Here is a 12302-nt window from a genome sequence, read left to right on the forward strand (position 1 = left end):
TTTCTGTGCATGACTTTGGGTAGTTCGAACTGGGGCGCTCTGTCTGTCTCCTCTCTGTCGAATGATTATACTTTCTGCAGATTGGGCAGTCCGGACAGGGGCGACAGATCGCTCACCTGTGTGTTGCAGCAGTCGACCTGCTGCAGATTGGGCAGTCCGGACAGGGGCGACAGATCGCTCACCTGTGTGTTGAAGCAGTCGACCTGCTGCAGATTGGGCAGTCCGGACAGGGGCGACAGATCGCTCACCTGTGTGCCGCCACAGTCGACCTGCTGCAGATTGGGCAGTCCGGACAGGGGCGACAGATCGCTCACCTGTGTGCCGCTGCAGTTGACCTGCTGCAGATTGGGCAGTCCGGACAGGGGCGAAATATCTTCTAAATTGACGTTGCCACCAACATCAATAATTATCAAGTCTTTTAGATTGTATACAAAAGACAAACAATTTATGTCGCTATATCGCACATGTAAATCTCTAATATTCACCATTGTGCGAAGAAGATCCGAAAATTTATTTATATTTAATTGAATTCTATCAACGACAAAAATTCCGTATCCCAATCGCAAGGAAACCAAATGATCCAGATCAAACAAGTCCCTCGGCACATCCCGGAGCGGCAAATCCGTGAGATCAAGCGCGCCCGTGCGCCGAACGGCCTCCTCCGCAATCCTCACCTGCGCCTCGGCAAACGCCTTGTCCGGCGACACCCGTCCTGACGACGCCACGCCCACCCCCAGCCGAGCCCCAGGCTCAACTTAAGGTGCACAAGACCCGCGCATCAAGCATCGATGCCCCGGCGACAGGCTGTCACGACGCCCCACCCAGCACGAACCGCTCGATCGCCTCCGCAAACCCCTCCGCCTCGTTCGTCGCCGTCACCTGGGTCGCGGCCCGCTTGACCGCGTCGCTGGCATTGCCCATCGCGACCGACAGGCCGGCGCGGGCGAACATCGCCGTGTCGTTCGCCATGTCGCCGAGCACCGCCACTTGGTCGAGCGGGATGCCCAGATCCCCGGCGATGCGGGCCACGAAGTGGCCCTTGTCGACATGAGGCGGGGTGACGTCGAGATAATAGACCTGTGAGCGGTGGACTGCCGCGCCGTCGCCGATCTCCTCCGCCAGACGCGGCTCGAGGGCGGCGAGGCGGGCGTGGTCGCGGGAGACGCCGACGAGCTTCGCCGCGCGGGCGAGATGCGGCGCAAGGTCGTCGACCACGCGGGGGCCGGCCTGGAGAGTGCGGCGCTCCAGATCGGTATAGGGGCCGTCCGGATCGGTCACGAGCCACGCCCCCTCCGCGAAGACCCAGAGGTCGATCCCCTCCGCGGCAAAGCGCGCGGCGGCGGCCCGCGCCGCGGCCTCCGGGATCAGGGTCTCGTCGATCAGGGAGAGATCCGGCCGCACCACCGTCGAGCCGTTGAAGGCGCCCATCGGCAGGGCGAGCCCGAGGGCCTCGACCAGCGGGCGCAGGCCGATCGGCGGGCGGCTCGACGCCACCGTGAAGGCGATGCCGCGGGCGCGCAGGGCCGCGACGGCGCCGATCGTGCGCTCGGTCAGCCGCTTGTCGCCGGTGACGAGGGTGCCGTCGACATCGGTGACCACCAGGGCGATGGACAAGGGGCAGTCTCCTCGGATCGTCAGATCTCCCGGTGCACCGGCACCGGCTCGGGCGCGGTTTCGGGCCGCAGCGGAACGATCCGGGGATTCATCACCCGGTCGCGCAGGGCTTGCGGCCCGAGCGTCAGGGCGAAGAAATCGTACTCGCCCGGCAGGTCGTTGGCCATCAGGAACTGGAAATGCATCCGGAACGGCCGGAACGAGATCCGCCGGTACACCTCCGGGACGATGATCTCGCGGAACTTCGTCGAGCGGATCAGCGGGTTGCGCACCGGGCCTTCGGGCGTCATCCCAAGGTCGCGGCCGGGGTTGAAGCCCGGAAAGTTCATCCAGTCTTGCGGCGCCTGGTAATCGGCCCAGACCAGCCGGTCGCTGGTCACGAGCCGCATCACGTCGGCCCGCGTCTGGATCGCCCGCCGGTGAATCGCCACGAGGGGCAGCCCGGACCCGAGGGTGAGGAGCGACAGGCGCGGCCCCTCCGGCAGATCGCGCTCCAGCACCCGGGCGGCGACCTCGACGGCGGTGAGCGCCCCCGAGGAATGGCCGACGATCAGCACCTCGTCGACCTCGCCCGCCCGGTAGACCCCTGCGACGTACTCGGCGAACAGGTCCAAGCGGGCCTCGTAATCCGGGCGCCAGCGGATGCTGTGCTGCCAGTTGAACACCCAATCGTTGATGAGCTGGCGCAGGAAGATCCGGTCGAGGAGCGGGACGGCGGCCAGAACCAGGCCGAGGGCGGACAGCGCCCCGATCGCCCCGGCGGCGAGGCCCGGCAGCCAGCCGGCGAGCAGGTGGGCGGCGCCGGTGCCGAGCAGGGCCGCCAGGGCGGCCAGGATCAGCGTCATGCCGAACGGGTAGAGGATGATGTTCCCGTATTTCCAGTTCAGCGCGTAGAGCCGGACCAGCTTGCCGGTCGCGAAGGTGTGCAGGATGCCGGCGGTGAGGAGCGCCATCGAGGCGAGCAGCGGCCTGCGGAAATCCGCCCGCACGAGGTCGTCCCACAGCAGAACGTCGTAGGTGGTGCGGGTCTCCCGGCCGGGCTGCCCGGCCTCGACGGTCCAGGTCTGCACCAGGCCGTCGGGCCGGGTCTCGGCCCGAGTGACCTTTCGTGAGCCGAGATCGAAGCGCTTGGCGTAGCGGGCCAGCTCCCGGGCGAACAGCGCCCGGTAGCGCTTGTTCGATTCGGGGTCGTAGCCCGGCAGGTAGACGACGTGCCGCCGCCGCACGGGCTCCGACCCCTGCGGCGCCGCATCGGGCGGCGTGAAGCCGATTGGTGTGGTCATCGCTGCCCTGTCATCCGCGTCACCCCCGTCCGAACGCCGCAATGTGGTAACGGGTGTCGTGTAGCCACGGCGTGGTAACGGTTGTCGTGCCCGCACGACAGGCCGAAGGCCACGCGCCGTCCTTCGGGCCCTGTGTCTAGCGGGGAAGCCGGCGTCAGGGGAGGGCTCCCGAGGGTAGTGTGACACGGGGGCCACGGACAGGGGACCCCGACTCGGCTAGGGACCATTCTCAAGGTAAGGACGAGCACTCTCGCTGATGCGCGCACTCCCGATCGCCCTCTGCACCGCGCTCGCGGTCTCGGGCTGCTCCAACTTCCTGCCGGCGGCCGGCCCGACGGCGAGCGCGGTGGCGTCGGGGGCCGACGTGGCGACCGATCAGGGCCTTCTTGCCCGCTACGAAATCGTCGACGTCGATGCCGCGGTGGTCGAGGCCCTGCGCGGCCGCCCGCTCGACAGCCTGCTCGCCTCCTTCGGCGACCGCCGCCCCTCGGTCGAGCCGGTGATCGGCATCGGCGACACCGTGGCGGTGACCATCTACGAGGCGAGCACCGGCGGCCTGTTCTCCGGCTCCCTGTCGATCGATCGGTTCTCCTCCGGCTCGAAATCGGCCACGATCCCGCCGCAGGTCGTCACCCGCGACGGCGCCATCACCGTGCCGTATGCCGGCCGCATCCAGGTGGCGGGCAAGCGCGTCCAGGACGTCCAGACCCAGATCGAGCAGGAACTCGCCGGCAAGGCGATCGAGCCGCAGGTGATCGTCACCGTGGTGCAGCCGACCAGCACCGCCGTGACGGTGACCGGCGAGGTCACGGCGGGCGCCCGCGTTCCGCTCTCGACCAAGGGCGACCGGCTGCTCGACGTGGTGGCGGGGGCTGGCGGCGTGCGCGCCCCGGTCTCCGAGACCTTCGTGCGGCTGTCACGCGGTGCGACCACCGCGACGGTTCCGCTCACCGCGGTGGTCTCCAACCCGCGCGAAAACATCTTCCTGCGCCCGGGCGACACGCTCACCCTGGTGCGCGACCCCCAGACCTTCCTGGCGGTCGGCGCGCTCGGCGCCCAGGCCGAGATCCCCTTTGCCGCCGAGGGCATCACGCTGGCCCAGGCGCTCGCCAAGGCGCGGGGCCTCTCGGACGTGCAGGCCGACCCGGCCGGCGTGTTCATCTTCCGGTTCGAGCCGGCCTCGGTGGTGCGCCGCATGCGCCCGTCGAGCCCGCTCCTGTCCTCGAACTTCGTGCCGGTGGTCTACCGGATCAACATGCGCGATCCCAACAGCCTGTTCGTCTCCCAGGCGTTCCGGATGCGCAACCGCGATCTCGTCTACGTTTCGAACGCGCCCTTCACCGAGGTCCAGAAGGTGCTCGGCGTGTTCTCGACCATCACCGCGCCGGTCTCGGCCGGCGCCTCGGTCTATGCCGGCGTGCGCTGAGGGCGGGCGCCGCGGCGCCCGCCCGTCCATCAGGGCGTGACCACCCGCACCGGTGCGCCCCGGCGCCAGGCCGCGATTGCCTCGACGGTGTCCTCGTAGAACATCCGGTAGGTGCTCTGCGTGACGTAGCCGAGATGCGGCGTCAGCACCGCGTTCGGCACGGCGCGGAGCGGATGGTCGGCGGGCAGGGGCTCGCGGTCGAACACGTCGAGCCCGGCCCGGATGCGGCCTTCCGCCAAGGCCGCGAGCAGCGCCGCCTCGTCGATGAGCGGGCCCCGGGAGGTGTTGATCAGGATCGCGCCCCGGCGCATCCGGGCGATCTCGGCCGCGCCGACGATGCCGCGGGTCGAGGGCGCCAGCACCATGTGCAGGCTGACGACGTCGCTCTCCGAGAACAGCGCCTCGCGCGGCACCAGGGTGGCACCGCCGGCCTCCGCCCGCTCCGGCGTCAGGTTCGGGCTCCAGGCCGTCACCCGCAGGCCGAGGGCGCGGCCCACTGCCGCCACCCGGGCCCCGATGCGCCCGAGGCCGACAAGCCCGAGGGTGCGCCCCTCCAGGCTCTCGCCGACGCTGTCCTGCCAGCGCCCGCCCGCCATGTTGGCGAATTCCCGCGGCAGGTTGCGGGCGCAGGCGAGCATCAGCGCCACGGTCAGCTCGGCCGTGGCGATGCCGCCCTCGCCGTTGCGGGTGTTGCAGACGGTGATGCCGCGGGCTTGCAGCGCCGCGCTGTCGACGGACGGGTTGCGCCCGCCGGTGAACACCACGAGCTGCAGGGCAGGCAGGGCGGCGATCAGCTCGGCGTCGAGGGGCATGCGCTCGCGCATCAGGCAGAGCACGGCATAGGGCGCGAGCCGCGCCGCCGCCTCCGCCCGGGGCACGGGCTCCGACAGGAAATCCACCGCGACCCCCGGGCCGAGGCTGCCCCAATCGGCCAGCCCCTCGGCCACGCCCTGGTAATCGTCGAGCACCGCGACCCGGATCCCGTCACCGTGTGTCATCGTTCCGCTTCCACCGATCGCGCCGGGCCCCGACCGCCGGTTCCCGGCCGGCCATGATTCCGTCAATATCCGGCGTCGGATAGGCGTTCCAGCCCGGGGCCGTGCTATGCTCGCCGCAGCACCCTGACGCGCCGCAGCCCCCTTGCGCCCCTGCGGGCTCGGGCCCGATAGAGCGGGCGCCTTCGCGGGTTTGCACGGCGGGTTTGCACGGACAGAGGGGCGACGGCTGTGCTAAGCGGCCGGAGGATCGAGGCCGGAGGACGGAGTGGTTCTGAACCATGCGGGAGCGCCGGGGATGACGCGCGCCAGGGCTGTCGCCGCCCTCTGGCTGGCGATCGGAGCGCTGCTGTGCGGGGCGGGGACCGCCCGCGCCGACGTGACCATCGGCGTCGCGGTTCCGCGCACCGGCGCGGTCGCCGGCATCGGCGAGCAGGTGCTCCAGGGCGTGCAGGCCGCCGTCCGGGACGCCAATGCCCGTGGGGGCCTCGCCGGGGAGGCGATCGTCCTCGACGTGCAGGACGATGCCTGCGACCCCGGCCAGGCGATGGCGGTGGCCGAGCGCTTCGTGCGTGCGGGCGTGCGGCTGGTGATCGGGCATGTCTGCTCCAGCGCGTCGCTTGCGGCCTCCGACGTCTACGCGGCGGCCGGCGCGGTGATGATCAGCCCGGCCTCCAACGCCGCCCGCCTGACCGATCGCGGCCTGCCCACCATCTTCCGGGTCTCGGGACGGGAGGACGACCAGGGCCGGCTCTCGGCCACGATCCTGGCCGAGCGGTTTCGCGACAAGAAGATCGCGATCCTCTACGACGACACGCCCCTGTCGCGGAGCCTCGCCGAATCGACCAAGGCCAACCTGAACAAGATCGGCCAGAACGAGACCCTGTTCGCCGCGATCGTGCCGGGCCAGACCGATGACGTCGCCCTCGTCAAGCGCCTGCAAGGGGCGGGGATCGAGGTGGTCTATTACGGCGGCCATTACCAGGAGATGGGCAAGCTGGTGCGCAAGGCGGCGGAAGCCGGCTACCGCCCGCAATGGTTCGGCACCTCCGGCATCGCCACGAAGGAGTTCGGCGCGCTGGCCGGCCCGGCGAGCGACGGCGTGCTGATGACCTTCAACCCGGACCTGCGCCGGAAACCCGAGGCAGCCGCCGCCGTGAAGGCGCTCCAGGCCGACGGGATCGACCCGGCCGGCTTCACCCTCTACGGCTACGCCGCGCTCCAGGCGCTGGTCGAGGCCGGCACCTTCGCCAAGTCCACCGACCCGAAGGCCGTCGCCGAGACCCTGCATGCGGAGCGGTTCAACCTGGTGCTCGGCAATGTCGGGTTCGACCAGAAGGGCGACGTGACGGCGCCGGGCTACGTGCTCTACGTCTGGCGCGACGGTGCCTTCACCTACGCCAATTGACCGGCGGCCCGCGACCAGTCGCTCATTGCAAGCAACGGCACTGTCTTTTCTGGTCGGAACAACTCTAGGTCAGTTGCGCGGAGTGCTGGAGATCATGCGGCTGCTTGCATGGGTGCGATGCAATATAATGCGAATTTTAACGATTTATTGATGTTTATGTGTGCAAAAATTTAGCACACAAAGGACCAATTTTGCATGTTCAAGCGCCACTCCAGCAACGACGAGCTGATGGATGTTCTCGGCAAGCATGCCGGGGTCGGTCTCTGGGATGCCATCCTGTACCAGGGGGACGCCGCGCATCCGAAGAGCCGCTGGACCTGGTCGCAGGAATTCCGCCGGCTGCTGGGCTACACGTCGAAGGAGGATTTTCCGGACGTGATGCAGTCGTGGAGCGACCTGCTCCATCCGGACGATGTCGCTCCGACCTTCGCGGCCTTCGGGGCGGCTCTCGTCAACGTGGCGAACAAGGGCGCCTACGACGTCACCTATCGGCTGAAATGCCGCGGCGGCCATTACCGCTGGTTCCGCGCGACGGGGGGCGTCGTCCACGACGCGGCCGGCAAGCCGGTGCGCGCCTGCGGCTCGCTGGTCGACATCCACGTCGCCGTCGAGTCGGCGGAGCAGGGCAAGCGCCGTGCCGCCCTGATCGACGGGCTGATCAAGGCGTTCGGCGAGGACACCGACGCGGTGATCCACACCCTCGTGACGAGCGCCAACGCCTTGCAGGCGTCGGCCGGCGACGTCGCCTCGGTGGCGGACCGGAACAACCGGCGCTCCGCCGAGGTGGCGGGATCGGCCGAGGAGACCTCGACCCATGTCGATGCCGTGGCGGCGGCGACGGAGGAACTGGCGGCGACCATCCGCGAATTGTCGCAGCAGGCGTCCCATACCTCGAACCTGGCGGCGACCGCGGCCGAGAAGGCGAGCCAGACCGACACCCTGGTCCACGCCCTGTCGCAGGCGGCCGACAAGATCGGCGCGGTCGTCGGCATGATCAATTCGCTCGCCAGCCAGACCAACCTTCTGGCGCTCAACGCCACGATCGAGGCGGCCCGCGCCGGCGAAGCCGGCCGGGGGTTCGCGGTCGTCGCCGCCGAGGTGAAGGCCCTGGCGGGTCAGACGAGCCGGGCGACCGACGAGATCGGCACGCAGGTGGCGGAGATCCGCCAGGCCACCGGCAGCGCCGTCTCGGCGATCGGCGAGATCGGCACGACGATCACGCAACTGCGCGACACCGCGCTCGGCATGATGGAGGCGATGCGCGAGCAGGGCGCGGCCACCGGCGAGATCGCCCAGAGCGTCCAGCAGGCGGCGACCGGATCGCGGTCCGTCTCCGGGAACATCAGCGACGTGCGCAAGGATGTCGGGGCGACCGGCGAGGCCGCGACCGCGATGCTGCGCGTCGCGCAGGACCTCGGTCGCCACACCTCGGCTCTGACCCAGTCGATCGGCCGCTTCCTGTCCGAGGTGAGGGCTGCCTGAGCGGGGCTTGGTCAGGCGCCGGCGGCGCCCGGCCCCTGGGCGAGCGTGCCCTCCGCCACCGTGAGGGTGCGTCCGCCGATCCAGTCGGCGCCGTCGTAATCGACGAAGATCCGGCCCCGGCGCCCGAGCGTCGTGCCCTGGGCGGCGACATAGGGGCCGGCGGCGCGGCCGGTCTCGCGCAGCCAGCCCGCGACCGCGGCGTTGAAGCTGCCGGTGACCGGATCCTCGACGAGGGCACCGGCCCCGTCGCTGAACAGGGTGCGGATCTCCCAGGCGATCTCCCCGCCGGGAGGGTGGGCGCCGACGAGGCCGATATCGATCCGGCCCTCGTGGCGGCGCACCGGCGCGACGGCCAATACCGCGTCGGCTGAAGCCAGCATCACCCCGACCCAGCCGGGGCCATTGTCGGCCCAGCGCGCCTCGACGATCTGCTCGGGCGCGATGCGCAGCACCGCCAGAACCTCCCGCATCGTCGCCTCGTCCACCGGTCCTTCGCGCAGCAGCTTGGGCGCCGCGAAGGCGAGGCGGTCCCGGTCCTGCCGGATCGGCACGAGGCCGGTGCCGCATTCCTGGACGATGTGCCCCGGCTGCCGCGGCCTGCCCCCGAGACTGAGCCAGGCGTGGCAGGCGCCGAGCGTCGGATGGCCCGCGAAGGGCAATTCATGCGCGAGGGTGAAGATGCGAACCCGGTAATCCGCGGCCGGATCGGTCGGCGGCAGCAGGAAGGCCGTTTCCGACAGGTTGAACCAGCGGGTCATCGCCTGCATCGTCGCGGTGTCGAGATCGGCGCCGCTCACCACGGCGAGCGGGTTCCCGGTGAACGGCCCGTCGTGGAACACGTCGACCAGGGCGAATCGGGCGGTCATGAATCGGCCTCCGGGCGGCGGCGGGTGCCGCCACGGGCCTGTTTGCCTGATTCCCCTGGCTCGTCCCACCGGGACTTGCGCGGCCCTCTCGCCGTTCCTCCCGGGCCGAGCCTTGGCGATACCCGGGATGACGGGGAGGGGGAAAGGCTTTTCGGTGAACGAAGGACAACGAGCCCGCGGCTCAGCCCTCGTAAAGCCCCTTATGCGTCTCGCGCAGCAGATTCTTCTGCACCTTGCCCATGGTGTTGCGGGGCAGCTCGTCGGCGATGATGACGCGCTTGGGCAGCTTGAACTTGGCGAGCCGGCTTTCGAGGGCCGAGAGGATCGCCGCCTCGCTCGGCGCCTCCGTGCCGCGCGGCACCACCACGGCGGTGACGCCCTCACCGAAATCCGGGTGCGGCACCCCGATCACCGCCGATTCGAGCACGCCGGGCAATCCGTCGATCTCGGTCTCGACCTCCTTCGGATAGACGTTGAAGCCGCCGGTGATGATCAAATCCTTGCCGCGCCCGACGATGTGGACGTAGCCGCGCGCATCGACCTTGCCAAGATCACCGGTGATGAAGAAGCCGTCGGCCTTGAACTCGGCGGCGGTTTTTTCCGGCATGCGCCAGTAGCCCTTGAACACGTTGGGGCCGCGCACCTCGATCATCCCGACCTGATCCGCTTCGAGCCCGCGGCCGGTCTCCGGATCGACCACCCGCAGCGACACGCCCGGCAGCGGGAACCCGACCGTGCCGGCGACCCGGTCGCCGTCATAGGGGTTCGAGGTGCTCATGTTGGTCTCGGTCATGCCGTAGCGCTCGAGGATCGCGTGGCCGGTCCTCTCCTGCCACTCGCGATGGGTCTCGGCGAGGAGCGGTGCCGAGCCGGAGACGAACAGGCGCATGCCGGCCGTCGCCGCGCGGGTCAGGCCCGGCTCCTTGAGGAGGCGGGTGTAGAAGGTGGGCACGCCCATCAGCGCCGTCGCCCGGCCCATCAGCGACAGGATCAGCGGCGGATCGAGCCGGGCCAAGAAGATCATCGCCGCACCCGACATCAGCACCGTGTTGGTGGCGACGAACAGGCCGTGGGTGTGGAACACCGGGAGTGCGTGGATCAGCACGTCCTCGGGCGTGAAGCGCCAGGACTCGACCAGGGTCAGGGCGTTCGACGACAGGTTGTCGTGGGTCAGCATCGCGCCCTTCGAGCGCCCGGTGGTGCCCGAGGTGTAGAGGATCGCCGCGAGGTCGTCCGAGGCGCGGGGCACGTCGGCGAAGTCGCCGGTCTGGCCCGCGGCCTCCGCCGCCATCGTGCCTTCGCCCTTGGCGTCGAGGGTGCCGACTTGGGCAACGCCCGCCATCTCCGCCACCGGCTTCAGCGCGTCGCGCTTGCCCGGGTCGCAGACGAACAGCGCCGGCTCGGCATCGCCGAGGAAATAGGCGATCTCGGCCGGGGTATAGCCGGTGTTCAGCGGCAGGAAGACGGCGCCCGCCCGCACGCAGCCGAGATAGAGCGCGATCACCGCCGGGCTCTTCTCGACCTGCACCGCCACCCGGTCGCCGGGCGCGACCCCGAGGCCGACCAGGGCGGCGGCGTAGCGGCCGGATTCGGCGATCAGGTCGGCATAGCTCCAGCGCAGGCCCTCAGGGGTTTCGAGGAACGTCTTGCCCAGCGGATCGGCGGGGAGGCGGGAGCGGACGATGTCGAAGAAATGGTTGGACATGGAAGGGACTCTTCAGTCGTCGGCGAGATGAGCGGCCACGCCGTCCACTCGAAGAACGCGGGTGTCTCCTCTCCCCGCGGGCGGGCAGAGGGGGAATGCTCGGCTCACGCCTCCGCCAGGGCCACTGCGCGGGCGGGCGGCAGGTTCTGGCGCAGCTCGCGGTTGACGGTCAGCGAGGCCGAGACGGTGCCGAGATTGGCGTAGGTCTCGTGGTTCTTCTCGATCGCCGCGAGGTCGTAGAGATAGTTCACCATCAGGCCGTAGCCCTGCGACAGGCCCTTGGGCGAGACGTCGCCCAAAAAGTTCAGGCGCTCCAGCCGCGCACCGTTGCCGAGATGGAACCGCGCCACCGGGTCGACCGGCTTGCCGCGCGGGGTCTTGGCGCGCAGGAAGTAATAGGCGGCAGCCGGCAGCAGCGCCTTCTTCACCGCGTCGGCCTTCGCCTTGTCGGCGTGCCAGTCGGGCTGGTCGAGGGCGCGCAGGGTCTCGACATCCTCCCGCGTCAGCCCCTGCGGCGCATCGGACCGGCGCTCGCGATCGAGCCAGGTGCGGAAGGTCGGCACCGGAGACAGGGTCACGAAGGTCTTCAGCGCCGGCATCTCGCGGCAGAGATCCTCCACCACCTGCTTGATCAGGAAGTTGCCGAAGGTGATGCCGGCCAGGCCCCTCTGGCAGTTCGAGATCGAGTAGAAGATGGCGGTGGTCGCCTCGCGGGTCGCGGTCGGCTGGCGGTCATGGGCCAGGATCGGGGCAATCGCCGCGGCGATGCCGGTGGTGAGCGCCACCTCGACGAAGATCAAGGGCTCGTCGACGAGGGCCGGGTGGAAGAAGGCGAAGCAGCGCCGGTCCGGCGGCTCGATGCGCCGGCGCAGGTCGTCCCAGCCGGAGATCGCGTGCACCGCCTCGTAGCGGATGATCTTCTCCAGGATATGGGCCGGCGTGGTCCAGTCGATCCGGCGCAGGACCAGGAAGCCGCGGTTGAACCAGGACGCGAACAGATGCTCGAAATCGGAATCGAGGCTCTCGACCGCTTCGGCCAGGGCCGGGTCCGGCGTGTCGGCCTTGCGGGCGGCGTCGCGTAGCGAAAACAGATCCTCGCGCATCCGCACCAGCGCGATCGTGCCGTCGCGGGCGAGGTTGAGGCGGCGGATCAGCTCCTGCGAGCGCGGCTCGGCCGCCTCGTGCAGGCGGCCCAGAGCCGCCCGGGACGGCGCCTTGCCGTAAGCCGCGATGGCGCTCTCCACCGCCGCGTGGTCGGCCCCGAAATCGAGGGCGATCCGGCGCAGGAAGTCGTGGCGGTCGGACAGGCCGAAGCTCTCGTAGCCGTCGAGGATGATGCGGGCGAGCGCGACCCCGGACGCCTCGCCGCGCCGCGAGATCAAATCCTCGCAGAGCTTCACCACCTCGGCCACGCTCGCCTTGGCGAGGTCGCCGCGGCCGAAGGTGATCAGCCCGCGGCCCCGGTCCGAGATGCTCTGGAGGAGGTCGCCGAGGAACGAGATCGCCGCCATGTCGCTCTCATC

10 protein-coding genes are annotated in these 12302 nt (G+C 69.7%); 3 read left to right on the top strand and 7 right to left on the bottom strand.

Going from position 1 to position 12302, the window contains the following annotated elements; all coding sequences use genetic code 11:
* Positions 1-65: 65 nt before the first annotated feature.
* The 3 genes from VP06_RS34530 to VP06_RS05965 form a co-directional block, all read right to left on the bottom strand.
* Positions 66-707 (bottom strand): leucine-rich repeat domain-containing protein, encoded by a 642-nt coding sequence (locus VP06_RS34530; protein ID WP_156295475.1) that lies wholly within the window; start codon positions 705-707, stop codon positions 66-68.
* A gap of 100 nt (positions 708-807) precedes the next feature.
* On the bottom strand, positions 808-1614 hold the full coding sequence (locus tag VP06_RS05960; RefSeq protein WP_048462912.1) for a Cof-type HAD-IIB family hydrolase: 807 nt from the start codon (positions 1612-1614) through the stop codon (positions 808-810).
* Positions 1615-1634: 20 nt separating this feature from the next.
* Positions 1635-2897, bottom strand: a complete 1263-nt coding sequence (locus VP06_RS05965; RefSeq protein ID WP_048462913.1) for a hypothetical protein — start codon at positions 2895-2897, stop codon at positions 1635-1637.
* A gap of 256 nt (positions 2898-3153) precedes the next feature.
* Between VP06_RS05965 and VP06_RS05970 the strand changes: the two genes are divergently transcribed.
* Positions 3154-4323, top strand: a complete 1170-nt coding sequence (locus tag VP06_RS05970; RefSeq protein ID WP_048462914.1) for a polysaccharide biosynthesis/export family protein — start codon at positions 3154-3156, stop codon at positions 4321-4323.
* Between the two features lie 29 nt (positions 4324-4352).
* Here the strand turns inward: VP06_RS05970 and VP06_RS05975 are convergent, their stop codons facing one another.
* Positions 4353-5321 (bottom strand): D-2-hydroxyacid dehydrogenase family protein, encoded by a 969-nt coding sequence (locus VP06_RS05975; protein ID WP_048462915.1) that lies wholly within the window; start codon positions 5319-5321, stop codon positions 4353-4355.
* A 295-nt stretch (positions 5322-5616) separates the two neighbouring features.
* On the opposite strand from VP06_RS05975, the gene VP06_RS05980 reads away from it, so the two are divergent.
* Positions 5617-6726, top strand: coding sequence for a branched-chain amino acid ABC transporter substrate-binding protein (locus tag VP06_RS05980; protein WP_048462916.1), 1110 nt, complete (start codon positions 5617-5619; stop codon positions 6724-6726).
* 195 nt (positions 6727-6921) lie between these two features.
* The gene (locus VP06_RS05985) at positions 6922-8208 is read left to right on the top strand and encodes a methyl-accepting chemotaxis protein (RefSeq protein ID WP_048462917.1); all 1287 of its coding nucleotides are present in this window, start codon (positions 6922-6924) and stop codon (positions 8206-8208) included.
* A gap of 11 nt (positions 8209-8219) precedes the next feature.
* Here VP06_RS05985 and VP06_RS05990 read toward each other — a convergent pair whose 3' ends face one another.
* From VP06_RS05990 to VP06_RS06000, 3 genes are all read right to left on the bottom strand, one after another.
* Positions 8220-9074, bottom strand: coding sequence for a PhzF family phenazine biosynthesis protein (locus VP06_RS05990; protein ID WP_048462918.1), 855 nt, complete (start codon positions 9072-9074; stop codon positions 8220-8222).
* Positions 9075-9255: 181 nt separating this feature from the next.
* Positions 9256-10779: a malonate--CoA ligase gene (locus tag VP06_RS05995; protein WP_048462919.1), complete on the bottom strand. Its 1524-nt coding sequence runs from the start codon at positions 10777-10779 to the stop codon at positions 9256-9258.
* Positions 10780-10883: 104 nt separating this feature from the next.
* Positions 10884-12290, bottom strand: a complete 1407-nt coding sequence (locus VP06_RS06000) for a malonyl-CoA decarboxylase (protein WP_048462920.1) — start codon at positions 12288-12290, stop codon at positions 10884-10886.
* Positions 12291-12302 lie beyond the last annotated feature (12 nt).

This window comes from Methylobacterium aquaticum (genome assembly GCF_001043915.1).
GTDB lineage: Bacteria > Pseudomonadota > Alphaproteobacteria > Rhizobiales > Beijerinckiaceae > Methylobacterium > Methylobacterium aquaticum.

What these genes read in the sequence shown, in the direction of transcription:
- VP06_RS05965 (WP_048462913.1), bottom strand. Translation starts at nt 2,897, where the DNA reads ATGACCACACCAATCGGCTTCACGCCGCCCGATGCGGCGCCGCAGGGG.
- VP06_RS05970 (WP_048462914.1), top strand. Translation starts at nt 3,154, where the DNA reads ATGCGCGCACTCCCGATCGCCCTCTGCACCGCGCTCGCGGTCTCGGGC.
- VP06_RS05975 (WP_048462915.1), bottom strand. Translation starts at nt 5,321, where the DNA reads ATGACACACGGTGACGGGATCCGGGTCGCGGTGCTCGACGATTACCAG.
- VP06_RS05980 (WP_048462916.1), top strand. Translation starts at nt 5,617, where the DNA reads ATGACGCGCGCCAGGGCTGTCGCCGCCCTCTGGCTGGCGATCGGAGCG.
- VP06_RS05985 (WP_048462917.1), top strand. Translation starts at nt 6,922, where the DNA reads ATGTTCAAGCGCCACTCCAGCAACGACGAGCTGATGGATGTTCTCGGC.
- VP06_RS05990 (WP_048462918.1), bottom strand. Translation starts at nt 9,074, where the DNA reads ATGACCGCCCGATTCGCCCTGGTCGACGTGTTCCACGACGGGCCGTTC.
- VP06_RS05995 (WP_048462919.1), bottom strand. Translation starts at nt 10,779, where the DNA reads ATGTCCAACCATTTCTTCGACATCGTCCGCTCCCGCCTCCCCGCCGAT.
- VP06_RS06000 (WP_048462920.1), bottom strand. Translation starts at nt 12,290, where the DNA reads ATGGCGGCGATCTCGTTCCTCGGCGACCTCCTCCAGAGCATCTCGGAC.